The sequence below is a fragment of the Blastococcus sp. TML/M2B genome (assembly GCF_016612865.1).
Taxonomy (GTDB): domain Bacteria; phylum Actinomycetota; class Actinomycetes; order Mycobacteriales; family Geodermatophilaceae; genus Blastococcus.
Window position 1 is genome coordinate 670,904 of record NZ_JAENZZ010000001.1, and the last position, 23,011, is coordinate 693,914.

The following is a 23,011-nucleotide window of genomic DNA, read 5'->3' on the forward strand; positions in this document are numbered from 1 at the left end:
GCTGCTCGGGGGACGTCCCCCCGTCGGGGGACGCGGCCGGGTGGGCCCGGCCCGCGTGCTCCAGACCTCCGGCCCCCGCGCCGATGGAGGGGCATGCGGCGGGAGCGAGCGGTGGTCCTGGAGGACCTCACCGGCGAGGCGAGGGATGACGAACGATCCCTGCGCGTCGTCCGCCTGCTGGCGATGGGCCTGGTCGGGATCTGGGTCGTCGCGCTGACCGCCGCGGCGCTGGGCGTGACCGTCGTCGCCGACCTGCTGGCCGCCCAGGGCAAGATCTTCTTCCTCGCCGGCCTGGTCTGCGTGCTCGTCGTGCGCGGTGCCGGCACCCGGGCCGACCGCGCCTCCTGGTGGAGCCTGGCCGCCGCCGTGCTCTGCTACCTGGGCGGTGCGGCCGCCTACGAGTTCCACTACCGGCACCTCGACGTCGTCCCGCGGCCGTCGTGGTCCGACGCCGCCTTCCTCGGCTTCTACCCGCTGGCCTTCGTCGCGTTCCTGCTGCTCCTGCGGGGCCGGGTCCGCACGCTCACGACCAGCATGTGGCTGGACGTCGCGGTCACCGCCTGCACCGCCGCCGCGGTCGCCGCGGCCGCCGGCATCGGCGCGCAGCTGCAGGCGCTGGACGGCGGTGCGCTCGGCACCACCGTCGCGATGCTCTACCCGGTCGGAGACCTGCTGCTGCTCAGCCTCATCGCCGGCGGACTCGTGCTCATCGGCCGCGGTGCCGGGCCGGGCTGGTGGTGGATCAGCGCCGCGCTGGCGCTCTTCGTCGTGACCGACACCCTCTACGCCTACCAGCTGAGCCACGGCACCTACACCGTCGGCGGTCCGCTGGACCTGGGCTGGAGCCTGGCGTTCATCTGCTGCGGCCTGGCGGCCACCCAGCGCACCCCGCGCCGGGTCGCCCCGCGCTCGGACGGGCGGGGCGCGCTGCTCATCCCGGGCCTGAGCGCGCTCGCCGCGCTCGCGCTGCTGTTCCTCGGCTACCTCGCGACCGGCGACCCGGTGGCCGGCGCCTTCGCGCTGCTCGCCGTCCTCGCCGCACTGGCCCGCACCGGGCTGACCTTCCGCGACGTCCGGGCGCTGGCCGACAGCCGCCGCCAGGCGCGCACCGACGAGCTGACCGGGCTGCCCAACCGCCGCTCGGTGTTCGAGGCGCTCGCCGCCGCCGACGGCCGGCTGGCCACCGGTCACCGCACCGCGGTGCTGGTGCTCGACCTGGACCGGTTCAAGGAGATCAACGACTCCCTCGGGCACGCCGTCGGCGACGCGCTGCTGGCCCAGGTGGGGCCGCGGCTGCGGTCCGAGCTGCGTGCCGACGACGTGCTGGCCCGGCTGGGCGGCGACGAGTTCGTCGTCCTCGCCTCGGACCTGGACGCCGAGCGCGCGCGGCTGCTGGGGGAGCGGCTGCGCGGGCGTCTCCAGGTGCCGTTCTCCCTGAGCGGGATGGGCCTGAGCGTGGACGCCAGCGTCGGCGTCGCCATCGGCCCGGACGAGTCGCGCAGCGCCGTCGAGCTGCTGCAGCTGGCCGACCTCGCCATGTACGCCGCCAAGGCCGGCCGCACCGGCGTCGAGGTCTACGACGAGGAGCGCGACGGCGAGGGCCGGCACCGGCTCGAGGACGTCGCCCAGCTGCGCAACGCCCTCGAGCGGCACGAGCTCGTCCTGCACTACCAGCCCAAGCTCGCCCTCGGGACCGGCGAGGTCGAGGGCGTGGAGGCGCTGGTCCGCTGGCAGCACCCCACCCGCGGGCTGCTCCTGCCCGACGCCTTCATCGAGCTCGCCGAGTCCGCGGGCCTCATGGCCCCGCTGACCAGCCGGGTCATCGAGATGGCGCTGGCCCAGTGCCGCGCCTGGGCCGACCGCGGCCGCCCGCTCACCGTGGCGGTCAACGTCAGCCCGTCCAACCTGGTCGACGAGGTCTTCCCCGACCAGGTGCGGGGGCTGCTGGCCCGCTACGGGCTGCCGGCCGGGCAGCTGGTGCTCGAGGTGACCGAGAGCCTGCTCATGGAGGACCGCGAGCGCGCCGTCCGCGTGCTGGGCCGGCTGCGCGAGGACGGCGTCGGCGTGGCCATCGACGACTACGGCACCGGCTACTCGAGCCTGGCCTACCTCGCCGCCCTGCCGGTCACCGAGCTCAAGCTGGACCGCACCTTCGTCGGGGCGATGACCGGCAGCCCGCGCGCCGCGTCGATCGTGACCTCGACGCTGCAGCTGGCGCACGCCCTCGGGCTGGTGCTGGTCGCCGAGGGCGCCGAGGACCAGGACACCGTCGACGCCCTCGCCGCGCTGGGCTGCGACGTCGTCCAGGGCTTCCACCTGAGCCGGCCGCTGGCGCCCGAGGCGCTGTGGTCCTGGCTGGAGGAGCGGGTCCCGGTGGCGCACGCCGGCTGACCCCACGGACCGCGACGCCCCTGACCCCGGCGCCGCACACGCGCGAGGCCCCCTCCGGAGAACTCGGAGGGGGCCTCTCGCTCGTGCCGGTCGATCAGCTCTTGGGGCGGGCCCCCGCGCGCAGGGCGCCGAGCAGGTCGTGGTTCAGCCGGGAGATGGTCTCCATCGAGATGCCCTTCGGGCAGGCCGCGGAGCACTCGCCGATGTTCGTGCAGCCACCGAAGCCCTCGCGGTCCTGCTGGGCGACCATGTTGACCACGCGGTCGTCGCGCTCGGGCTGCCCCTGGGGGAGCAGGCCGAGGTGGGTGACCTTGGCGGCGGTGAACAGCATCGAGGAGGCGTTCGGGCACGCGGCCACGCAGGCGCCGCAGCCGATGCAGGTCGCGGCGTCGAAGGCGTTGTCGGCGTCCTTCTTCGGCACCGGGGTGGCGTGCGCCTCCGGGGCGGTGCCGGTCGGGACGCTGATGTAGCCGCCGGCCTGGATGATCCGGTCGAACGCCCGCCGGTCGACGGCGAGGTCCTTGATGACCGGGAAGGCCGAGGCGCGCCACGGCTCGACGTCGATCGAGTCGCCGTCCTTGAACGAGCGCATGTGCAGCTGGCAGGTGGTGGTCTGCTGCGGGCCGTGCGCCTGGCCGTTGATCATCAGACCGCACATGCCGCAGATGCCCTCGCGGCAGTCGTGGTCGAAGGCGACCGGGTCGTCGCCCTGCATGATCAGCTGCTCGTTGAGGACGTCGAGCATCTCGAGGAACGACATGTCAGGGGAGATGTCGGTGACCTTGTAGGTCACCATCTTGCCCTTGACGCTGGGGCCCTGCTGACGCCAGACGCGCAGCGTCAGGTTCATGCCGCGCTTGTCCTGCGTGCCGGCGGGAGCCGAGTGCTGGCCCTGGTCGGTGATGGTCACTTGTAGCTCCGCTGGGCGAGGTGGACGTACTCGTACTCGAGGGCTTCCTTGTGGAGCACCGGGGGCTGGCCCTCCGGCGTCCACTCCCACGCCGCGACGTAGGCGAAGTTCTCGTCGTCGCGCAGCGCCTCCCCCTCGGGGGTCTGGCTCTCGGCGCGGAAGTGACCGCCGCAGCTCTCGGCGCGGTGCAGGGCGTCGACGCACATGAGCTCACCGAGCTCGATGAAGTCGGCGACCCGGCCGGCCATCTCCAGCGTCTGGTTGAACGAGTGCCAGTCGCCGGAGACCTTGACGTCGGTCCAGAACTCCTGGCGGATCTCCCGGATGCGGTCGATGGCCTTGCGCAGGCCCTCGTCCGTGCGCTCCATGCCGCACAGGTCCCACATCAGCTGGCCGAGCTCCCGGTGGAAGGACGACGGGGTGCGGGTGCCGTTGATGGACAGCAGCTTCTGCACCTGCTCCTGCACGTTCTGCAGCGCCTCGACCGCGGCCGGGTGGTTCGCGTCGACCTTCTCGAACGGGCCGGCGGCCAGGTAGTCGCTGATCGTCGACGGGAGCACGAAGTAGCCGTCGGCGAGCCCCTGCATGAGCGCGCTGGCGCCCAGCCGGTTGGCGCCCTGGTCGGAGAAGTTGGCCTCCCCGATCACGAACATCCCGGGGATCGAGGACTGCAGGTCGTAGTCGACCCACAGCCCGCCCATCGTGTAGTGCACGGCCGGGTAGACCCGCATCGGCGTCTCGTACGGGTTCTCGCCGGTGATCTGGGCGTACATGTCGAAGAGGTTGCCGTACTTGGCCTCGATCGCCGGGCGGCCCAGGCGCTTCATGGCGTCGGCGAAGTCGAGGTAGACGCCGAGCCCACCCGGGCCCACGCCGCGACCCTCGTCGCAGACGTTCTTGGCCTGGCGCGAGGCGATGTCGCGCGGCACCAGGTTGCCGAACGCCGGGTAGATCCGCTCGAGGTAGTAGTCGCGCTCGGCCTCGGGGATGTCCCGCGGGTCGCGGGTGTCGCCGCGCTCCTTGGGCACCCAGACGCGGCCGTCGTTGCGCAGCGACTCCGACATCAGGGTCAGCTTCGACTGGTAGTCGCCCTTGACCGGGATGCAGGTCGGGTGGATCTGGGTGTAGCAGGGGTTGGCGAAGTAGGCACCCCGCTTGTGCGCCCGCCAGATCGCCGTGGTGTTGGAGCCCATGGCGTTCGTGGACAGGTAGAAGACGTTGCTGTACCCGCCGGTGGCGAGGACGACGGCGTCGGCGAAGTGCGAGGTGATCTCGCCGGTGACCAGGTCGCGGGCGACGATGCCGCGGGCGCGGCCGTCGACGACGATCAGGTCCAGCATCTCGGTGCGCGCGTTCTGCTCGACCGTGCCGGCCGCGATCTGCCGCTCGAGGGCCTGGTAGGCGCCGTAGAGCAGCTGCTGGCCCGTCTGGCCGCGGGCGTAGAAGGTGCGCGAGACCTGCGCGCCACCGAAGGAGCGGTTGTCGAGCAGGCCGCCGTACTCGCGGGCGAAGGGCACGCCCTGGGCGACCGCCTGGTCGATGATGTTGACGCTCACCTCGGCCAGCCGGTACGAGTTGCTCTCGCGCGAGCGGAAGTCGCCGCCCTTCACCGTGTCGTAGAACAACCGGTGCACGCTGTCGCCGTCGTTGCGGTAGTTCTTGGCGGCGTTGATGCCGCCCTGCGCGGCGACGCTGTGCGCGCGGCGCGGGCTGTCCTGGTACCAGAAGGACTTGACGTTGTAGCCGGCCTCGCCGAGCGTCGCGGCGGCGGCACCGCCGGCCAGGCCCGTGCCGACGACGATGACCGTCATCTTCCGGCGGTTGGCCGGGTTGACCAGCTTGCCGCGGAACTTGCGCTCGTTCCAGCGCTGGGGGAGCGCGACGTCCGTCGGCGCCTTGGTGTCGGCGATCGGGTCGCCTTCGGTGAAGAGGTCGAGAGGCACGGGGGAATCCTTAGTCGATCAGACCGAAGAGGACGGAGAAGGGCACGAGCAGGAAGCCGAGCGTGAGCACCGTCGCGATGCCGGTGGCCGCCCAGTTCACCGTGACCTCGCGGCGGCGGTTGCTCTGCCCGAGGGTCTGGGTGGCGCTCCAGATGCCGTGCCGCAGGTGCATGCCGACTAGGATCACCGCGATCGCGTAGAAGGCGGTGGACACGGGGTTGGAGAAGCTGGCGACCAGCTTGTCGTAGGGCCCGGAGTCGCCCGCGCTGTTCACCGTGCCCCAGGTGAGGTCGAGCAGGTGCCAGATGACGAAGGCGGCGATGATCACCCCGCCCCAGCGCATGGTGCGGGAGGCGTAGGACTGGGCGACGGCCTTCTTCGTGACGTAGCCCTGGGGGCGGGCCCGCTTGGCCTGCCGCCACAGCGAGATCGCGGCCCACATGTGGGCGAACACGGCGGCCAGCAGGACGAGCCGGATGATCCACAGCGCGGTCGCGCCCGGCAGGGCCGGGTTGCCGATCGTGCGCAGCCACTCGGAGTAGTGGTTGAAGTCCTCTTCGCCCGAGAACGCCTTGAGGTTCCCGATCATGTGCGCGATCAGGTAGAGCACGAGGATGATGCCGCTGACCGCCATCACGGCCTTCTTGAAGACCGAGGTGGTCTTCGCCGCCTTGGGTGTCCTGCGCTGAGTCGAGTCCGTCACCGTCACCACGGCGCCCAAACTAGGACGTTCCCGGTCCGGCCACCACGTCAACGCGCGGTGACACAGCTCTCGTAAGGGTTGCCTAACCGGCTCGGGGGAGGTTCGCTGTCAGGTCGGGCGTCGGCCCGATGGGGGAGAGTGGCGGCATGCCTGGACCCACCCGCGGCTTCCTGGGCCGCCGTCGCGACCGCGACCCCCGCCTGCCGCCCGGCCAGTACGACGCCGGCTCGGACTGGCCGGTGCTCACCGCGGAACCCACACCGCGGATCGCTCCCGAGAACTGGTCGATCACCGTCGACGGCGCGGTGGAGCAGCCGACGACCTGGACCTGGGACGAGGCGCACGCGCTGCCCCGGTCGGAGTACCGCGGCGACATCCACTGCGTGACCACCTGGTCGAAGTTCGGCACCTGGTTCGCCGGTGTCAGCGTCGACACGCTGCTCGAGGCCGCCCGCCCCACCGCCGACGCGCACTTCGTCATGGCGACGTCGAAGACCGGCTACACGACCAACCTGCCGCTCGAGCACGTCACCGGCGGGCAGGCGTGGATCGTGTGGGAGTACGAGGGCGGGCCGCTGCCGATCGAGCACGGCGGGCCGGTCCGGCTGCTCGTGCCGCACCTGTACTTCTGGAAGAGCGCCAAGTGGATCAGCAGGCTGTCGCTGCTCCAGCGCGACCAGCCCGGCTTCTGGGAGCAGAACGGCTACCACGACCTCGGCGACCCGTGGCGCCAGCAGCGGTACCAGGGTGACTGAGGACGACGGCCTGCTCGGGGCAGGCGTCGCGAGGGCACCGGCCGGCGGCTGGCGGACGGCGACGGTGTCGGGGGTGCGGCGGCCGATCCAGCGCTCGGTGCAGCTGCGCCTCGACGTCCACGACCGGGTCGACCACCTGCCCGGCCAGCACTACGTCGTCCGGCTGACCGCCGAGGACGGCTACACCGCCCAGCGCTCCTACTCCGTCGCCTCCGCGCCCGGGGACCCGCTGGTGGAGCTGTTCGTCGAGCGGCTCGACGACGGCGAGGTGTCGACCTACCTGGCCGACGTCGTCGAGCCGGGTGACGAGCTGGAGGTGCGCGGGCCGATCGGCGGCTGGTTCGTGTGGGACGGCGCGACCCCCGCGCTGCTGGTCGCCGGGGGAGCCGGGCGTCGTCCCCTTCGTGTCGATGCTGCGGCACGCCCGCGCCATCGGCCGGGAGGACCTGCTCCGCATCGCGGTCTCGGCCCGGACGCTGGCGCAGCTGCCCTACGCCGACGAGCTGGTGGCGGCCGGGGCGCTCGTCGTCCTCAGCCGCGAGCAGCACGGGATCCGGCCGCCGGGCCGGCTGCGGGCCGACGAGCTGCTGCCGCTGTGGGAACCGGACCAGACCACCTACGTGTGCGGGTCGACGCGGTTCGCGGAGGCGGCCACCCAGCTGCTCGTGGCCTCGGGGCGGCCGCCGTCGACCATCCGGGTGGAGCGCTTCGGCCCCAGCGGTGGACCGGCCTGAGCGTCACGACCGCAGGCGCCGTGGCGGCCGCAGGGTAGGAAGGTCGCATGACCACCGCCGAACGCACCCCGACGGACGTGTCCGCACCGCGGCCCCTGGACCCGGCGCTGGTCACCCGGCTCGCCGCCCTGGTCACCGCGGCGCCCGGCCGGCGCCCGGCAGGCCTCCGCCGCGCCGTTCGACGGGGCGCTGATCGGCGAGGTGCCCGTCTGCACCGCCGAGGACGTCGCCGAGGCGCAGCGCCGGGCGCGGGCGGCGCAGGCGGAGTGGGCCGCCCGCCCGCTGGCGGAGCGGCGGGCGGTGATGCTGCGCTACCACGACCTGGTCCTCGAGCGGCAGGACCAGGTGCTCGACATCGTCCAGGTCGAGACCGGCAAGAACCGCGTCAGCGCCTTCGAGGAGCTGGCCGATGTCGCGCTGACCGCGCGCTACTACGCCCACGCCGCGGCGCGGCACCTGAGGCCGGCGCGGCGGCGGGGCGCCCTGCCGCTGCTGACCCGCACCGTCGAGCACCACCACCCCAAGGGTCTGGTGGGCGTCATCGCACCCTGGAACTACCCGTTCACCCTCGCGGTCTCCGACGCGATCCCCGCGCTGCTCGCCGGCAACGGCATCGTGCTCAAGCCCGACGCCCAGACGCCGTTCACGGCGCTGATCGCGGTGGAGCTGCTGTTCGAGGCCGGGTTGCCGCGCGACCTGTTCCAGGTGGTCACCGGCGTCGGCGCGGACCTCGGGGCGCCGCTGATCGAGGGCGTCGAGTACCTCATGTTCACCGGGTCCACCGCGACCGGGCGGATCATCGCGGAGCAGTGCGGGCGCCGGCTGATCGGCTTCTCCGCCGAGCTCGGCGGGAAGAACCCCATGATCGTGCTGGCCGACGCCGACGTGGACAAGGCGGTCGAGGGTGCGATCCGGGCGTGCTTCTCCAACTCCGGGCAGCTGTGCATCAGCATCGAGCGGCTCTACGTGGAGGACGGCGTCTACGACCGCTTCGTCGCCGCGTTCGCCGCGCGGGTGGGGGCGATGCGGCTGGGCGCCGGCCTGGACTGGGAGGCCGACATGGGATCGCTGATCAGCCGCAAGCAGCTCGACGTCGTCACCCGGCACGTGGACGACGCGGTCGCGAAGGGCGCGCGCGTGCTCGCCGGCGGGAAGCCGCGGCCGGATCTCGGCCCGCTGTTCTACGAGCCGACCGTGCTCGAGGGCGTGACCGAGGAGATGGAGCTGGCGCGAGCGGAGACGTTCGGGCCGGTCGTCGCGGTCACCCGCGTGGCCGACGCCGAGGAGGCGGTGCGCCGGGCCAACGACACCGCGTACGGGCTGAACGCCAGCGTCTGGTCGACCCCGCGGCACGGCGCGGAGGTCGCCACCCGCATCCAGGCCGGCACGGTGAACGTCAACGAGGGCTATGCCGCCGCCTGGGCGTCGATCGACGCACCCATGGGCGGGATCAAGGACTCCGGGGTCGGCCGCCGGCACGGGCGCGAGGGCATCCTCAAGTACACCGAGGCCCAGACCGTCGCGGTCCAGCGCGGCCGGGCCATCGGGCCGGTCCCGGGTCTGCCCCTGGAGAAGTACGCGGCCACGATGACGGCGTCGCTGAAGCTGGTGAAGCGGCTGCCCTTCCTGCGCTGAGCCGACCGCAGGACGACCAGGGGCGGGACGGCTGCTGCCGTCCCGCCCCCGTCACCGCTGGATGATCAGACCGTCGGCGGCACCACCGAGGCGCGCACCAGCGGGGTGCGGTCCCAGGCGCGGTGCAGGCCGAGCGCCGCGACGGTGGCGGCGGCCAGCTTGGCGTTGGCCTTCTTCCCGGTGAGCACGCCGGGCGCGGTCGGGTCGATGCCGGCGGTCTTCAGCACCTCGACGCCGTCGCCCCACGCGCCGACGGCCTTGAGGTGGCGGAACGCCTCCTGCAGCATGACCAGCGCGCGGAAGTCGCCGTCCTTCGGTGCGCCGTCGGCGACGACGATCGCGTCGAACTCGATCGAGCGGCCGGTGGCGAAGGTGCGCTCGACGATCTCGACGGTCTTGCCCTTCACCAGCTGCCCGCCGTGCGGCGCGATGACCCGCAGCAGCGCGCCCTCGGCCTCGAGGGCCTTGCGCAGCGTGGCGATGCCCTCGAGGTCGGCGCCGGGGCCGGCCACGACGCCGACGATCCGACCCGCGATCGGGAACGGGGTGGGCTTGATCTGGCGCAGGGCCGGGGACTCCGACCGCGCCTTCTCGGCCTTGATCTTCTTCGGCACCGGCAGGCCGAGGCCCCCCGCGACCTGCGCGCAGAGGTCCGCGTCGATGCGTGCCAGCACGGTCAGGGCGCGCTCCTTGATCGGCTGCTCGTAGCACTTGCCGAGCTCGAAGGTGTACGCGTCGATCACGTGCTGCTGCTCGACGCTGGTCAGGCTCTTGTAGAACAGCGCCGGCTGCGAGAAGTGGTCGTCGAACGACGCCGGAGCCGTGCGGCCCACCTCGCCCTCGACGTGCCGCGGCACCTGCACGTAGCCGCCCTCGGACCAGTCCGACGGGAACGGGACGCCGGCGTCGACGCTGTTGGGCGTGTACGGCGCCTGCCCGGTGTGCACCGCCTGCTGGTGGAAGCCGTCCCGGGTGTTGTCGTTCACCGGGGCGTGCGGCCGGTTGACCGGGATCTGGGTGAAGTTCGGCCCGGCCAGCCGGGTGAGCTGGGTGTCCAGGTAGGAGAAGTTGCGGCCCTGGAGCAGGGGGTCGTTGGTGCCCTCGATGCCCGGCACGAGGTGCCCGGTGTGGAAGGCCACCTGCTCGGTCTCGGCGAAGAAGTTCGTCGGGTTGGCGTTCAGCACCAGCGTGCCGATCGGCTGCACCGGCGCCAGCTCCTCCGGCACGATCTTGGTGGGGTCGAGCAGGTCGATGCCCTGGAAGGTCTCCTCCGGTGTGTCCGGGAAGACCTGGATGCCCAGCTCCCACTCCGGGAAGGCGCCGGCCTCGATCGCGTCGTACAGGTCCCGGCGGTGGAAGTCGGGGTCGACGCCCGCGGCGATCTGCGCCTCCTCCCAGGTGAGGGAGTGCACGCCCAGCTTGGGCTTCCAGTGGAACTTCACGAGGACGGTCTCCCGCTTCTCGTTCACCAGCCGGAAGGTGTGGACGCCGAAGCCCTCCATCGTCCGGTAGCTGCGGGGGATGCCCCGGTCGCTCATGTTCCAGATCGTGTGGTGGGTGGCCTCGGTGTGGAGGGTGACGAAGTCCCAGAAGGTGTCGTGCGCCGACTGCGCCTGGGGGATCTCGCGGTCGGGGTGCGGCTTGCCCGCGTGGATGATGTCCGGGAACTTGATCGCGTCCTGGATGAAGAAGACCGGCATGTTGTTGCCGACCAGGTCCCAGGTCCCCTCCTTCGTGTAGAACTTCGTCGCGAACCCGCGGGTGTCGCGCACGGTGTCGGCCGAGCCGCGCGAGCCCAGCACCGTCGAGAACCGCACGAACACCGGCGTCTCCAGGCCCTTCTCGGCCAGGACAGCGGCCCGGGTCACCGAGGCGCCCGCGCCGTTGGCCGTGAAGACGCCGTGCGCGCCGGCCCCGCGGGCGTGCACCACGCGCTCCGGGATGCGCTCGTGGTCGAAGTGCATGATCTTCTCGCGCAGGTGGAAGTCCTCGAGGAGGACCGGGCCGCGCGGGCCCGCCTTGAGCGAGTGGTCGGTGTCGGGCAGGCGGACGCCGTTCGGGGTGGTCAGCTTGTCGCCGGCCTGACCCCGGGGGTCGCGGCCGTCCTTCGGGCCGGCGTAGCCGACCCCGGTCGGGCTGACGGTCCGCGGGGCGGACTGGTCGGGCGTGCGCGCGGGGGGCATGGGACTCCTTGCTGAGCGGGGCGGCGAACTCCCGGCCGGTACCCGGGGCTTGCTCCGGCACACCCGCTCGTCGCGTCGGCGCAGGTCAGCCGACCGGATCGCGCCGCAGCGCGGCGAAGTCCCGCGCGTGCGGGATGCCGGCGACGAGCGCCAGCAGCGCGTCGTGCAGCCGGCCGTTGCTGGCCAGCACCGTCCCGTCGCCGGTGAGCACGTCGCGACCGGAGAGGTCGGTGACCCGCCCGCCGGCCTCCCCGATCAGCAGGGGGAGGACGGCGAGGTCCTCGTAGCCCAGCGGCTGGCCGGCGACGACGAGCGCGTCGGCCAGCCCGGTCGCGAGGTCCACGTCGCCCTTGGTCCACGGCTGCAGGTAGAGCTCGCGGTGCAGGGCGACCAGCAGCTGCTCGGACCACGCCAGCGGGTTGAGCATCTCCACGAGGGCGCCGCGCAGCCGGTCGTGGTCGTTGACGTGCACCTGCCGCACCGGCCGGCCGGCGAGTGCGTGCCAGCAACCGAGCCCGCGCCCGGCGTAGAGCAGCTCGTCGCTCATCGGGTAGCCGGCGACCGCCACCGCCGGGCCCTCGGCGTCCTCCACGGCGAGCAGCACGTCGAACGTCGGCACCCGCTGGTCGAACAGGCTCGTGCCGTTGACCGGGTCGAGCACCCACCGGCGCGCGGTGGTCCCGGGTGCGGGGCGGTCGGCGTGCCCCAGCACCGGGTCGTCCGGGTACCGCGCCGCGATGCGGGCGCGCAGCAGCTGCTCCACCTCGACCTCGACCGGCATGGGGCCGCCGTCGCGGCCGGCCCGCGGGGTCGCCTCGGCGAACCGCCGGGCGGCCAGCCCGCCCGCCTCCTCGACCAGCTCCACGGCGTACTCGAGCAGGTCGCGGTCCACGACCGCCGATCCTGCTGCCCGCGGCCGCCGAGGGCGACCCGACGGGGTGAGCGCGGGTGTGGGCATCCGGGGGAGGGGTAGCGCGCTGACGCCGCGGCTCCTCCCGTGCCCGGCGGAGAGACGAGGACCCGTGGCCGGCGACGACGCACGCAGCGAGCTCGGAGAGACCGACGCCCCGCAGGAGGACGAGGTCGCCCTGGCGTTCGACCGGATCGTCAGCCAGGGGGCGCAGCGGCTGCACCGGACCTGGCGCGAGGTGCTCACCACGGGCCTCGCCGGCGGCCTGGAGGTCGGCGTCGGCGTGCTCGCCCTGCTGGCGGTCTACGCCGAGACCGGCAGCCACCTGCTCGCCGGGATCGCCTTCTCCGTCGGCTTCATCGCGCTGCTGCTGGCCAGGAGCGAGCTGTTCACCGAGGGCTTCCTGGTGCCGGTCACCGCCGTCGTCGCGGGGCGGGCGGGCCCCGGCCAGCTGGCCAAGCTCTGGGCCGGCACGCTCGTGGCCAACCTGGTCGGCGGGTGGGTGGTCATGTGGATCGCCGTCCACGCCCTCCCCGAGCTCGGGACGACGGCGATCGAGTCCGCCACCACCTTCGTCGACGCGCCGCTGGACCTGCAGTCGGTGTGCCTGGCCTTCCTCGCCGGCAGCACGATCACGCTGATGACCCGCATGCAGCAGGGCGCGGAGTCCGAGGGCGGCAAGATCGTCGCCGCCGTCGCCGGGGCCTTCGTGCTCGCCGGGCTGGTGCTCTTCCACTCGATCCTCGACTCGCTGATCGTCTTCGCCGGCATCCACGCCGGCGGCCCGTTCGGCTACGGGGACTGGCTTGCGTGGTTCTGGTACGTCACGCTGCTCAACATGGCCGGCGGGCTGCTCGTGGTCACCGCGCTGCGGCTGGTGCGCAGCAAGGAGCTGATCGAGCGCGAGCGGGAGGACGTCCGCAGCGTGCGAGTAGCCGCCCGACCGGGGCGGCCTGCGATCCGCCGGGCCGTCAGCCGCGCGCGGCCCGGCGGATCGCCGACAGGTAGCGCTGCGTGCCCAGCCGCTGCAGGCCCAGGCTCAGCGGGCCGGCCAGCCGGGCGGCGCGCGTGGCCAGCCGGAAGAACACCCGGATCTCGAACTCCACCTCGCCGCCGGGCAGCAGGCGCACGGTGAACCGCTCCTCGCCGCTCTCCGGGTGGCCGGCCAGCGTGCCGTAGGAGAACCCGCGCTCGTCACCGTCCGTCGCGGCCCAGACCACCCGGCACGGCAGCTCGTAACCCAGCCGCGGCAGCCCGGCGGTCAGCACGACCACCGTGCCCGGCGTCCCGGCCGGGCCGCTGGCGCGCACGCGGAACCCGACGCTGCGCTGCGCCCGCCAGTCGAGGACGGCGGCCGACGCCCGCTCGAGGTCCGCCCGGCCCGAGCCGACGACAGTGGCGTACGTGGCCGTGCGGTACCCGGATGGGAGCCGGGCAGCGGCGGTCGCGCCCACCTCGGCGTAGTTGAACGGCGTGTCGGCCAGCGCCGCGGGATCGGTCGCGCGGAACAGCCCCACCGGTCCTCCCGCCGTCGTGCCGTCGCGGTCGAGTCTTCCCCGGGCTGCGCGGGACCGCCCTCCGGATCGCCGCGGCTGGCAGGCTGCCGCCGTGGAGATGACCCCGATCGGCACCGTGCGCTCACCCCGGACCGAGCGGCTGGACGACGACTGGGACTCGGTCACCGCCACCGTCACCCTCGACGCCGGCCGCTTCACCCCCGACGCCCTCGACGGGCTGGCGGAGTTCTCGCACGTCGAGGTGGTCTACGTGTTCGACCGGGTCGACCCCGCCGGGGTGCAGACCCGCGCCCGGCACCCGCGGGGCAACCCGGACTGGCCGCAGGTCGGCATCTTCGCCCAGCGCGCGAAGGGCCGGCCGAACCGTATCGGGGTGAGCGTCTGCCGGCTGCTCGGCGTCGACGGGCTGACCCTGACGGTGCACGCGCTGGACGCCATCGACGGCTCACCGGTGCTCGACGTGAAGCCCTACCTGGCGGAGTTCGGACCGCGCGGCGAGGTCCGGCAGCCCGCCTGGTCGCACGAGCTGATGGCCGGGTACTGGCGGTCGCCCGACCGGTAGGGTCGCCGGCACTGTGCTCGCGTCCGTCACCGCCACCCGCTACGTCACCCCGCTGCGCGAGGGTGGCTCGCTGCCGGGGCTCATGGAGGCCGACGACCTCGGCACCTACGTGGTGAAGTGGCGGGCCGCCGGTCAGGGCGTGAACGTGCTGGTCGCCGAGGTGGTCTGCGGCGAGCTGGCGCGGGCGCTGGGCCTGCCGGTGCCGACGATCGTGACCGTCGACGTCGCCCCGGAGCTCGCCGTCGGCGAGCCGGACCCCGAGGTGCAGGAGCTGCTGCAGCGGTCGGCCGGCCGCAACCTGGGGCTGGACTACCTGCCCGGGGCGCTGGACTTCGAGGCCGGCGCCGACGGCGTGGACGGCGGGCTCGCCGGCCGGGTGCTGTGGTTCGACGCGCTCGTCGGCAACGTCGACCGCTCCTGGCGGAACCCGAACATGCTGTTCTGGCACGACCGGCTGCAGCTGATCGACCACGGCGCCGCGCTGACCTTCCACCACCACTGGCCCGGCGCCGAGGCCGCGGTCCGCCGCCCCTACGACGCCTCGACGCACGCGCTGGTCGAGTGCGCACCCGACGTGCCCGCCGCCGACGCCGCGCTGGCGCCCCTGGTCACCCGCGAGCTGCTGGACGGCGTCCTCGCGCTGGTGCCCGACGAGTGGCTCGAGGGCGAGCCGGCCGACGAGCTGCGGCAGCGCTACGTCGGGCAGCTCCTCGCGCGGGCCGCCGCCCGGGACGCCTGGCTGCCCGGGCTGGTCGCCGCCGCGGAGGCCGGGGGAGCGGGCCGCCGCCGCGCGCCGCGGGGGGAGAACCGGCCGTCGTGGCTGGGGCCGCCGCCGCCCGAGGGGATCACCCAGCGATGAGCCGGGACACGTTCGAGTACGCCGTCCTCCGGGTCGTGCCGCGCGTCGAGCGCGGGGAGTTCCTCAACGCCGGCGTCCTCGTCTACTGCCGCCAGCGGGACTACCTCGGCTCGCGCGTGCACCTGGACCCCGACCGGCTGCGCGCGCTCGACCCGACGGCCGACGCCGCGGGCATCGGCCGGGCGCTCCAGGCGGCGGCGGACGTGTGCGCCGCCGACCCGGGCGCGGGGGCGGCCGGGCGCGAGGCGCTGGGCTCCCGGTTCCGCTGGCTGACCGCCCCGCGGAGCACGGTCATCCAGCCCGGTCCGGTGCACACCGGCCTGACCGCCGACCCCGACGCCGAGGCCGACCGCCTCTTCCGCCTGCTCGTCCTCCCCGTCCAGGGCTGAGCAGCCGGGTTCAGGCGGGGAGCAGACCGTCGATGCGGCGGGCGAGCTCCAGGTCGAGCTCGGTGACGCCGCCCTCGGAGTGGCTGACCAGCGCCAGGTGCAGGGTGCGCCAGCGCAGGTCGACGTCGGGGTGGTGGTCCAGCTCCTCGGCGACGTCGGCGATCGAGACGATGGCGGCGACGGCGTCCCGGAAGCTCGGCAGCTCCACCGTCCGGCGCAGGCCGTCGGCGGACCCCGACCACAGCGGGAGCCCGGTCAGCGCGGTCGTGACGTCGTCAGGGGAGAGGCGCGGTGGACGTGGCATGCGCCGATCCTCCCGCCGGCGGGCTCAGGTGTGCAGGCCGCACTCGGTCTTGCTCGAGCCGGCCCAGCGACCCGAGCGGGGGTCCTCGCCGGGAGCGACCGGCCGGGTGCAGGGCGCGCACCCGATGGAGCCGTAGCCCAGCTCGAACAGGGGGTTGACCGGCACCTGGTGCTCGGCGATGTAGGCGTCCACATCGGCCTGCGTCCAGGCCGCGATCGGGTTGACCTTGACCATGCCGCGCTTGGCGTCCCAGTCCACCAGCTTCGTGCCGGCGCGGGTCGGGGACTCGTCGCGCCGCACGCCCGAGCCCCAGGCGACGTAGCCCGACAGCGTCTCGGCCAACGGCCTCACCTTGCGCATCTCGCAGCACAGGTCGGGGTCGCGCTCCCACAGCTCCGGACCGAACGACAGCGCCTGCTCGCCCACGGTCTGCGGCGGGGTGACGTTGACCAGCGTCACCGGCAGCACGCCGGTGATCCAGTCGCGGGTGCCGATCGTCTCGGCGAAGTGCAGCCCGGTGTCCAGGAAGATCACGTGGACGCCGGGGACCGCCCGGCTCGCCAGGTGCGCGAGCAGCCCGTCGGCCATGGACGAGGTGATGGCGAACTCGTCGCCGAAGGTCTCACCGGCCCAGCGGAGGGCGGCGAGCGCCTGCTCGACCGGGTCGGCGATGGTCCCGAACCGGGCGTCGGCCTCGGCGGCCAGCTTCGGCGTCGCTGCGATGGCGGTCGTCATCCCTGCTGCACCCCCGTTGCGATCAGGCGGACCGAGAAGGCCCGCAGGCACGCGCCGCAGCGCCAGCCGTCGGCCGACTCCCCCTCGTAGGGGGTCAGCTCCTCGTCCCCGCAGTACGGGCAGTGGAACACCGGCAGCTGCCGCGTTCTTCCGCCGGCTGCGTCCTCGGTCACAGCAGCCACTCCTCCTCGGCCCGCGCGACGTAGCGGGCGAAGGACTCGCCATCGGTGCGCCGCTCCACGAAGCCGCGCAGCACGCGCTCGCAGTAGTCGGCGGTCTCGGCCTTGGTCACCTTGTGGCCGCGGAACTTGCGGCCGAACGTCGCCTCGACGCCGAGGTGGCCGCCCAGGTGCACCTGGAAGCCCTCGACCATCTCGCCGTTGTCGTCGCGGACCATCGAGCCCTTGAAGCCGATGTCGGCGGTCTGGAACCGGGCGCAGCTGTTCGGGCAGCCGTTGACGTTGATCCCGATCGGGACGTCGAACTCCGGCAGCCGCTTCTCCAGCTCCGCGTAGAGGTCCTGCGCGTGCTGCTTGGTCTCGACGATCGCCAGCTTGCAGTACTCCAGGCCGGTGCAGGCCATCGTGCCGCGGCGGAACGCGCTGGGGCGGACCTGCAGGTCGTGCGCGGCGAGCGCGTCGACCAGGGCCTCGACCTTGTCGTCCGGGACGTCGAGGATGACCAGCTTCTGCTGCGTCGTCGTCCGGATGCGGCCCTCGCCGTACTCGTCGGCGAGGTCGGCGATGGTGCTGAGCAGCGAGCCGCTGATCCGGCCGGTGCGCAGCGCGAAGCCGACGGCGTTGCGGCCGTCCTTCTGCCGGCTGACGCCGACGTGGTCGCGCTGGTCGTGCTTGGCCGGGGCGGGCGCCGGGCCGTCGGGCAGCGCGGCGTGCAGGTACTCGTCCTGCAGGACCTGGCGGAACTTCTCCGGGCCCCAGTCGGCGATGAGGAACTTGATGCGGGCGCGGTTGCGCTGGCGGCGGTAGCCGTAGTCGCGGAACACCGACGTGCAGGCGGCCCAGACCTCGGTCACCTGGTCGGGCCGGACGAAGACGCCGATCCGCTGGGCGAACATCGGGTTGGTGGACAGGCCGCCGCCGACCCACAGGTCGTACCCGGCCTCGCCCTGCTCGTTGACGACGCCGACGAACGAGACGTCGTCGATCTCGGGCTCGGTGCAGTGGTCGACGCAGCCCGACATCGAGGTCTTCCACTTGCGCGGCAGGTTGCTGAACTCGGGGCTGCCGACGTACTTCTCGACGGTCGCGGCGATGACGTCGGTGGCGTCGAGGACCTCGTCCTCGAGGATGCCGGCCAGCGGGCACCCGAGCATGACGCGCGGGACGTCGCCGCAGGCCTCCATCGTGCTCAGGCCGACCGACTCCAGGCGCCGCCAGATCTCGGGGACGTCCTCGATGCGGATCCAGTGGTACTGCACGTTCTGCCGGTCGGTGACGTCGGCGACGTCGCGGCCGAACTCGGTGCTGATGCCGCCGAGGACGCGCAGCGCGTCGCTGGTCAGCTGCCCGCCGTCGATGCGGGCCCGCATCATGAAGTACTTGTCCTCGAGCTCCTCGGGCTCCAGCACGGCGGTCTTGCCGCCGGGGATGCCCTGGGCGCGCTGGGTGTAGAGGCCCATCCAGCGCATCCGGCCGCGGAGGTCACCCGGGTCGATGCTGTCGAAGCCGCCCTTGGAGTAGATGTCGATGATCCGCTGGCGCACCTCGAGGCCGTCGGAGTCCTTCTTCATCCGCTCGTTGGGGTTGAGCGGCTCCCGGTAGCCGAGGGCCCACTGGCCCTCGCCGCGCTTGGGGCGGTTGCTCGTGCGGGTGGGAGCAGTCACGTGTCGTACTTCTTCCTGCGCCGGCTCCCGGCACGGCAGACCGCGCGGTTCGGGAGGGCGCTGCCGGTTCGATGCGCAGGGAGTGCTGCGCGGGGAGAGCCTGGGTCAGCGCGAGGCGGAACAGGCAGCGCTGGAGACGCGCGCGAGATCGATGTGGAGGCGCGCAACGAGGAGTACGCCGCGTCCGGTCACGCGTCGATGGTGCCACAGCTCACCGCGCGCACCGGCGTGGAGCAGCTCACACCTGCGGGGCGGGCCCGTCCACGGCGCCGCGGATGCGGGCGACCGACTCGGCCACGGGCGTCACCGACGTGTCGATGACCAGCTCGGGGGCGACCGGCGGCTCGTAGGGGTCGCTGACGCCGGTGAACTCGGGGATCTCGCCGGCGCGCGCCTTGGCGTAGAGGCCCTTCACGTCCCGCTGCTCGCAGACCTCCAGCGGCGTGGACAGGTGCACGAGCACGAAGCGGCCGTGCTCCTCGACCAGCGCCCGGGCCTGCTCGCGGGCCTCCTCGTAGGGGGCGATGGCCGCGACGACGACGGTGCCGCCGTGCTTGACCACCTCGCCCGCGACCCAGCCGATCCGGCGGATGTTGAGGTCGCGGTGCTCGCGGGCGAAGCCCAGCTCGCTGGACAGGTGCGTGCGGACGACGTCGCCGTCGAGCACCGTGACCGGGCGGCCGTCGCGCTCCAGGTCGGCGACCAGCGCGTCGGCGATCGTGGACTTGCCGGCGCCGGAGAGGCCGGTCAGGAAGACGGTGACGCCGGGACGCGGGGCTGCGGGCATGGGCGCCAGTGTCGCGCACCGCCTCCGCGGGTCAGTCGCCGGAGGAGGCGCCGAAGGACTGCCAGGCCTCGTCGATGGCGACGAGCTCGGCCGCGTGCGGGGGCAGCGTGCCGGCGACGACGTCGGCGATGGTCACGCCCTCCAGCACCCGGCGGTAGGCCTCCCGCGCCGCGACCCAGACCTTCGCCAGCTCGGTGGCCGCGCCGGAGTACCGGACGTCCTCGGGGCGCTGGCCGTGCACCTCGGCGAGGAAGCCCTGCTCGATCCGCATGATCCGCGCGATGGAGATTTCCGACGCCGGGAGCGCCAGCCGGTAGCCGCCGTCCCGACCGCGCTGGCTGGTGACCACCCGGGCCCGCTGGAGGTCGGTGAGGATCGCCTGCAGGAACCGGCTGGGGATGCCCTGGGCGGTCGCGATGGCGTCGGCGGTCATCGAGTTCGGTGCCGCCGCGGCCAGTTCGACGACGGCTCGGATGGCGTAGTCGACCCGGGCGTTGATGCGCACGGAGCCCATCCTGCCGTGGTCTGCCACAGTGGCCGCGTGCGGCTGCTGTCATTCACCACGTTGGTGGAGGCGCCGCTGACCGTGGCGTTCGACGTCGCCCGCGTGCTCGGCCGGCCCTGGCCGGCGCCGCTGGAGGAGCTCGAGTCGGTCCGGCCGCTCTCCGACGTCCACACCGGTTCGTGGCCCGGCGGGCACCGGGTCACCCACTCGCGCCGGTTCACCCCGACCGCGGAGGGCACGCTGGTCGAGGAGCGGATCGAGCTGCGGGGGCGGCGCTCCGGCCCGCTGACCGGCCGGCTGCTCCGCCGTCGGCTGCGGCGTGCGATGACCGCGCACCTGGCCGCCTACGTCGTCGCGGCGGAGGCCCGCGCGCAGGACGTCGTCCAGGTCGTGGGCGCGGCGCTGGTCGACGGCGTTCGCGTGCTCGCCGCGCAGCGCTCCGGCGGCCCGTACGACGGCTGCTGGGAGTTCCCCGGCGGCAAGGTGGAGCCGGGGGAGTCCGACCTGGCCGCGCTCGTCCGCGAGTGCGCCGAGGAGCTCGGCGTCGTCGTCGCCCCGGAGGGCTTCCTCGGCGAGGTGCCGCTGGACGGCGTCGTCGCCGGCGGGCCGCGCGGCGCCTCGACGATGCGGGTGTGGTCGGCGCGGATCGTGTCGGGGGAGCCGGTCGCGCACGAGCACGCCGCGCTGCGCTGGATCGGCGCCGACGAGCTGGACGGCCTGGACTGGATCGCCGCGGACCGCCCCCTCCTCCCCGCCGTGCGCGCGCTGCTCGCCCCGAGCGACACCGTGCGCTGATCGGCAGTTCCCGCTTCCGGAACTGCCGACGAGCGCACACCGCGGGGCGGCTGCCCGGGCCCGGACGCGGCGGAGGCCGCACCCCTGGGTGGGGTGCGGCCTCCGCCGCGCAGTGGTGCGGGCCTACTTGAAGGCGTCCTTGACCTTCTCGCCGGCCTGCTTGAGGTTGCTCTTCGTCTGGTCCTTCTGGCCGGCAGCCTGGAGATCGCGATCGTTCGTCGCGTTGCCCAGCGCTTCCTTGGCCTTGCCGCCCAGCTCCTCGAGCTTGTTGTTGGCCTTGTCCTCGCCGCTCATGCGTCGTCCTCTCGTCGTAGGTCCGGGCCCCGCGGGGTCCGGTCGGGCACTACCCGGTGGGGCGCTGCCCGACACCTCGACCCCCCGTTCCCCACCCCGCGCCGGGCGCCGCAACCCGTCCGGGTGAGGCCGCCCGGCACCGCAAGCGGTCCCGTCGCAGGCCAGAACCCCTGGAGGGCTTGCGGGGGTCGTTGTGAGACCGTGTGAGCAGGTCACAAATGGACAACGTGGCTGGCAAAGCCTCGTGGGCAATGCCTAGCGTTGCTCACCGTGCACGCGGCGTGGGCCCACCCGTACGCGTGCGTGTCCGACCACGATCGCCGGCACCCGGGCCCGTCCCGGGGTGAGCCGGTCGCAGTCCGAGACTCCGCACCCGCGGAACGAGAGAGGCCATCCACGTGAAGTTCACCCAGCGCCGCAGTGCGCTCGTCGCGACGGCCCTGGCCGGCGCGATGCTGCTCTCCGCCTGTGGCGGCGACAGCGACGACAGCGGTTCCGGCTCCGGCGGCGGTGAGGGCGGCACGTTCACCGCCTACATCGGCGAGCCCAAGAGCCCGCTCGTCCCCGGCAACACCACCGAGAGCGAGGGCGCGAAGGTCATCGCCGCCCTCTGGACCGGCCTGGTGGGCTACTCGGAGGAGGGCGAGGTCGAGTACACCGGCGTCGCCGAGTCCATCGAGTCCGAGGACAACCAGAACTGGACGATCACGCTGAAGGACGGCTGGACGTTCCACGACGGAACGCCGGTCGACGCCGCGTCGTTCGTCGACGCGTGGAACTACACCGCCAACCCGGAGAACGCCCAGGACGGCGGCTCGTACCTGGGCCGCATCGCCGGCCTGGCCGAGCTCGAGGCCGGCACGGCCGACACCCTCTCCGGCCTCGCGGTCGTGGACGACCTCACCTTCACGGTCGAGCTCACCAGCCCGTTCGCGCTCTTCCCGGCGGTCGTCGGCTACGACGCCTTCAACCCGCTCCCGGACGCCTTCTTCGAGGACCCCGAGGAGTTCGGCACCAACCCGATCGGCAACGGCCCGTTCCAGGCCGACAGCGAGTTCGTGCCCGGCCAGGGCATCACGCTGACCCGGTACGAGGACTACGCCGGTGAGGACAAGGCCCAGGCCGCCGGCATGGAGTTCGTCGTCTACGCCGACCAGGCCACCGCCTACACCGACGCCCAGGACGGCAACGTCGACATCGTCGACGTCATCCCGCCGGACGTGATCGAGTCCGCCGAGAGCGAGTTCGGCGACAACTTCATCAACACCGAGGTCTCCCAGATCACCTACATGGGCTTCCCGACCTACGACGCCCGCTACGCCGACCCGCGGGTCCGCCAGGCGATCTCCATGGCGATCGACCGGGAGGCCATCTCCGAGGCGATCTTCTCCGGCACCCGCACCCCCGCCGACTCGTTCATCGCGCCGGTCGTCGACGGCTACCGCGAGGGCTCCTGCGAGTTCTGCACCTTCGACGTCGACGCCGCCAACCAGCTGCTCGACGAGGCCGGGTTCGACCGGACGCAGCCGGTGCAGCTGTGGTTCAACGCCGGCGGCGGCCACGACGCGTGGATGGAGGCCGTGGGCAACCAGCTGCGCACCAACCTGGGTGTCGAGTTCAGCCTCGAGGGCAACCTCGACTTCGCGCAGTACCTGCCGCTCGGTGAGTCGAAGGGCTTCACCGGCCCGTTCCGCATGGGCTGGAGCTTCGACTACCCGGCCGCGGAGAGCTACCTGACCCCGATGTTCACCGAGGCTTCGCTGCCGCCCACCGGCTCGAACTACAGCTTCTACACGAACGACCAGGTCTCCGCGCTGATCACCCAGGGTGACCAGGCCACCAGCGAGGAAGAGGCGATCGAGTTCTACCAGCAGGCCGAGGACCTCATCGCCGCGGACATGCCCTACGCGCCGATGTTCTTCACCCAGATCCAGACCGTCCACACCGACAACGTGGACAACGTCCGGATCGACCTGTTCCAGCGTCCCGTCTGGTCCGAGGTCACGGTCAACTGACCGCTCGCTAGCAGGGACCCGCACCACCCGCCGGGGGCGCCCGTCCACCACGGACGGTCGCCCCCGGCGGCGCGCGTGCGCCAGGAAGCGCACGATGGACACCGGCCCGCCGCATCCGCGCGGGCCCGCACCCGAGGGGGAACATGGGCCGCTACGTAGCGCGCCGCCTGCTGCTCACCATCCCGGTCCTGCTGGGCGCCTCCGTCCTCATCTTCTCGATGGTCTACGCCCTGCCGGGCGAC

Annotated in this window: 23 protein-coding genes and 2 pseudogenes; 11 read left to right on the forward strand and 14 right to left on the reverse strand. The window is 73.1% G+C overall.

The window, feature by feature from the left end:
- The first annotated feature begins 93 nt into the window (after positions 1-93).
- On the forward strand, positions 94-2,391 hold the full coding sequence (locus tag JKP75_RS03220) for a bifunctional diguanylate cyclase/phosphodiesterase (protein ID WP_200492762.1): 2,298 nt from the start codon (positions 94-96) through the stop codon (positions 2,389-2,391).
- Between the two features lie 94 nt (positions 2,392-2,485).
- On the opposite strand, the gene JKP75_RS03225 is transcribed toward JKP75_RS03220, so the two are convergent.
- Genes JKP75_RS03225 through JKP75_RS03235 form a run of 3 tightly spaced genes read right to left on the reverse strand, consistent with a single transcriptional unit; the run spans position 2,486 to position 5,947 of the window.
- Complete coding sequence (locus tag JKP75_RS03225) at positions 2,486-3,301, reverse strand: succinate dehydrogenase/fumarate reductase iron-sulfur subunit (protein WP_309229472.1); 816 nt, start codon at positions 3,299-3,301, stop codon at positions 2,486-2,488.
- A complete protein-coding gene (locus JKP75_RS03230) occupies positions 3,298-5,244 on the reverse strand; it encodes a fumarate reductase/succinate dehydrogenase flavoprotein subunit (protein ID WP_200492763.1) in 1,947 nt (648 codons plus the stop codon). Before JKP75_RS03230 ends, JKP75_RS03225 begins: the two co-directional genes overlap by 4 nt.
- A gap of 10 nt (positions 5,245-5,254) precedes the next feature.
- A complete protein-coding gene (locus JKP75_RS03235; protein WP_309229473.1) occupies positions 5,255-5,947 on the reverse strand; it encodes a succinate dehydrogenase cytochrome b subunit in 693 nt (230 codons plus the stop codon).
- 146 nt (positions 5,948-6,093) lie between these two features.
- Between JKP75_RS03235 and JKP75_RS03240 the strand changes: the two genes are divergently transcribed.
- From JKP75_RS03240 to JKP75_RS03250, 4 genes and pseudogenes are all read left to right on the forward strand, one after another.
- Positions 6,094-6,702 carry a molybdopterin-dependent oxidoreductase gene (locus JKP75_RS03240; protein WP_200489206.1) on the forward strand — a complete coding sequence of 203 codons (609 nt, stop codon included), beginning with the start codon at positions 6,094-6,096 and terminating at the stop codon, positions 6,700-6,702.
- 97 nt (positions 6,703-6,799) lie between these two features.
- A pseudogene (locus JKP75_RS20350) lies at positions 6,800-6,982 on the forward strand (FAD-binding oxidoreductase); the annotation flags it as partial.
- Between the two features lie 124 nt (positions 6,983-7,106).
- The gene (locus JKP75_RS20355; RefSeq protein ID WP_242473244.1) at positions 7,107-7,436 is read left to right on the forward strand and encodes a hypothetical protein; all 330 of its coding nucleotides are present in this window, start codon (positions 7,107-7,109) and stop codon (positions 7,434-7,436) included.
- A gap of 201 nt (positions 7,437-7,637) precedes the next feature.
- A complete protein-coding gene (locus tag JKP75_RS03250) occupies positions 7,638-9,071 on the forward strand; it encodes a succinic semialdehyde dehydrogenase (protein WP_309229474.1) in 1,434 nt (477 codons plus the stop codon).
- A 65-nt stretch (positions 9,072-9,136) separates the two neighbouring features.
- On the opposite strand, the gene JKP75_RS03255 is transcribed toward JKP75_RS03250, so the two are convergent.
- Together JKP75_RS03255 and JKP75_RS03260 are read right to left on the reverse strand one after the other, a co-directional pair.
- Positions 9,137-11,254 (reverse strand): catalase, encoded by a 2,118-nt coding sequence (locus JKP75_RS03255; protein ID WP_200489205.1) that lies wholly within the window; start codon positions 11,252-11,254, stop codon positions 9,137-9,139.
- A gap of 85 nt (positions 11,255-11,339) precedes the next feature.
- Positions 11,340-12,146: an inositol monophosphatase family protein gene (locus tag JKP75_RS03260; RefSeq protein WP_200489204.1), complete on the reverse strand. Its 807-nt coding sequence runs from the start codon at positions 12,144-12,146 to the stop codon at positions 11,340-11,342.
- Between JKP75_RS03260 and JKP75_RS03265 the strand changes: the two are divergent.
- A pseudogene (locus JKP75_RS03265) lies at positions 12,034-13,023 on the forward strand (formate/nitrite transporter family protein); the annotation flags it as partial. The gene JKP75_RS03260 and the pseudogene JKP75_RS03265 overlap by 113 nt on opposite strands.
- 112 nt (positions 13,024-13,135) lie before the next feature.
- Here JKP75_RS03265 and JKP75_RS03270 read toward each other — a convergent pair.
- Complete coding sequence (locus JKP75_RS03270; RefSeq protein WP_309229475.1) at positions 13,136-13,681, reverse strand: DUF1990 domain-containing protein; 546 nt, start codon at positions 13,679-13,681, stop codon at positions 13,136-13,138.
- A 97-nt stretch (positions 13,682-13,778) separates the two neighbouring features.
- On the opposite strand from JKP75_RS03270, the gene JKP75_RS03275 reads away from it, so the two are divergent.
- Genes JKP75_RS03275 through JKP75_RS03285 form a run of 3 tightly spaced genes read left to right on the forward strand, consistent with a single transcriptional unit; the run spans position 13,779 to position 15,491 of the window.
- Entirely contained in the window at positions 13,779-14,243 is a 465-nt protein-coding gene (locus JKP75_RS03275) for an SAM-dependent methyltransferase (protein WP_242471330.1), read from the forward strand.
- A 13-nt stretch (positions 14,244-14,256) separates the two neighbouring features.
- Positions 14,257-15,102: a HipA family kinase gene (locus tag JKP75_RS03280; protein ID WP_200489200.1), complete on the forward strand. Its 846-nt coding sequence runs from the start codon at positions 14,257-14,259 to the stop codon at positions 15,100-15,102.
- The gene (locus tag JKP75_RS03285; protein WP_200489199.1) at positions 15,099-15,491 is read left to right on the forward strand and encodes a DUF3037 domain-containing protein; all 393 of its coding nucleotides are present in this window, start codon (positions 15,099-15,101) and stop codon (positions 15,489-15,491) included. Before JKP75_RS03280 ends, JKP75_RS03285 begins: the two co-directional genes overlap by 4 nt.
- Before the next feature lie 10 nt (positions 15,492-15,501).
- Here the strand turns inward: JKP75_RS03285 and JKP75_RS03290 are convergent, their stop codons facing one another.
- The 7 genes from JKP75_RS03290 to JKP75_RS03315 all read right to left on the reverse strand — a co-directional run bounded on the left by JKP75_RS03290 (position 15,502) and on the right by JKP75_RS03315 (position 19,674).
- Positions 15,502-15,795 (reverse strand): 4a-hydroxytetrahydrobiopterin dehydratase, encoded by a 294-nt coding sequence (locus JKP75_RS03290; RefSeq protein ID WP_200489198.1) that lies wholly within the window; start codon positions 15,793-15,795, stop codon positions 15,502-15,504.
- Between the two features lie 24 nt (positions 15,796-15,819).
- Entirely contained in the window at positions 15,820-16,530 is a 711-nt protein-coding gene (locus JKP75_RS03295) for a phosphoadenylyl-sulfate reductase (RefSeq protein WP_200489197.1), read from the reverse strand.
- Positions 16,527-16,703: a hypothetical protein gene (locus JKP75_RS03300; RefSeq protein WP_200491430.1), complete on the reverse strand. Its 177-nt coding sequence runs from the start codon at positions 16,701-16,703 to the stop codon at positions 16,527-16,529. The genes JKP75_RS03295 and JKP75_RS03300 overlap by 4 nt, the downstream gene beginning before the upstream one ends.
- Entirely contained in the window at positions 16,700-18,373 is a 1,674-nt protein-coding gene (locus tag JKP75_RS03305; protein WP_200489196.1) for a nitrite/sulfite reductase, read from the reverse strand. Before JKP75_RS03305 ends, JKP75_RS03300 begins: the two co-directional genes overlap by 4 nt.
- Positions 18,374-18,478: 105 nt before the next feature.
- A complete protein-coding gene (locus JKP75_RS24320) occupies positions 18,479-18,565 on the reverse strand; it encodes a putative leader peptide (RefSeq protein WP_375335634.1) in 87 nt (28 codons plus the stop codon).
- A gap of 46 nt (positions 18,566-18,611) precedes the next feature.
- Positions 18,612-19,160, reverse strand: a complete 549-nt coding sequence (gene cysC / locus JKP75_RS03310) for an adenylyl-sulfate kinase (protein WP_200489195.1) — start codon at positions 19,158-19,160, stop codon at positions 18,612-18,614.
- A 31-nt stretch (positions 19,161-19,191) separates the two neighbouring features.
- Positions 19,192-19,674: an Rrf2 family transcriptional regulator gene (locus JKP75_RS03315; RefSeq protein ID WP_207146575.1), complete on the reverse strand. Its 483-nt coding sequence runs from the start codon at positions 19,672-19,674 to the stop codon at positions 19,192-19,194.
- 27 nt (positions 19,675-19,701) lie between these two features.
- Between JKP75_RS03315 and JKP75_RS03320 the strand changes: the two genes are divergently transcribed.
- The gene (locus tag JKP75_RS03320; RefSeq protein WP_200489193.1) at positions 19,702-20,460 is read left to right on the forward strand and encodes a (deoxy)nucleoside triphosphate pyrophosphohydrolase; all 759 of its coding nucleotides are present in this window, start codon (positions 19,702-19,704) and stop codon (positions 20,458-20,460) included.
- Positions 20,461-20,583: 123 nt separating this feature from the next.
- On the opposite strand, the gene JKP75_RS03325 is transcribed toward JKP75_RS03320, so the two are convergent.
- Positions 20,584-20,754 carry a CsbD family protein gene (locus JKP75_RS03325; protein WP_200489192.1) on the reverse strand — a complete coding sequence of 57 codons (171 nt, stop codon included), beginning with the start codon at positions 20,752-20,754 and terminating at the stop codon, positions 20,584-20,586.
- A 398-nt stretch (positions 20,755-21,152) separates the two neighbouring features.
- On the opposite strand from JKP75_RS03325, the gene JKP75_RS03330 reads away from it, so the two are divergent.
- On the forward strand, positions 21,153-22,769 hold the full coding sequence (locus JKP75_RS03330; RefSeq protein ID WP_200489191.1) for an ABC transporter substrate-binding protein: 1,617 nt from the start codon (positions 21,153-21,155) through the stop codon (positions 22,767-22,769).
- Positions 22,770-23,011: the final 242 nt, after the last annotated feature.

What these genes read in the sequence shown, in the direction of transcription:
- JKP75_RS03325 (WP_200489192.1), bottom strand. Translation starts at nt 20,754, where the DNA reads ATGAGCGGCGAGGACAAGGCCAACAACAAGCTCGAGGAGCTGGGCGGC.
- cysC (WP_200489195.1), bottom strand. Translation starts at nt 19,160, where the DNA reads ATGCCCGCAGCCCCGCGTCCCGGCGTCACCGTCTTCCTGACCGGCCTC.
- JKP75_RS03290 (WP_200489198.1), bottom strand. Translation starts at nt 15,795, where the DNA reads ATGCCACGTCCACCGCGCCTCTCCCCTGACGACGTCACGACCGCGCTG.
- JKP75_RS03295 (WP_200489197.1), bottom strand. Translation starts at nt 16,530, where the DNA reads ATGACGACCGCCATCGCAGCGACGCCGAAGCTGGCCGCCGAGGCCGAC.
- JKP75_RS03285 (WP_200489199.1), top strand. Translation starts at nt 15,099, where the DNA reads ATGAGCCGGGACACGTTCGAGTACGCCGTCCTCCGGGTCGTGCCGCGC.
- JKP75_RS03275 (WP_242471330.1), top strand. Translation starts at nt 13,779, where the DNA reads ATGACCCCGATCGGCACCGTGCGCTCACCCCGGACCGAGCGGCTGGAC.
- JKP75_RS03315 (WP_207146575.1), bottom strand. Translation starts at nt 19,674, where the DNA reads ATGGGCTCCGTGCGCATCAACGCCCGGGTCGACTACGCCATCCGAGCC.
- JKP75_RS03240 (WP_200489206.1), top strand. Translation starts at nt 6,094, where the DNA reads ATGCCTGGACCCACCCGCGGCTTCCTGGGCCGCCGTCGCGACCGCGAC.
- JKP75_RS03255 (WP_200489205.1), bottom strand. Translation starts at nt 11,254, where the DNA reads ATGCCCCCCGCGCGCACGCCCGACCAGTCCGCCCCGCGGACCGTCAGC.
- JKP75_RS03220 (WP_200492762.1), top strand. Translation starts at nt 94, where the DNA reads ATGCGGCGGGAGCGAGCGGTGGTCCTGGAGGACCTCACCGGCGAGGCG.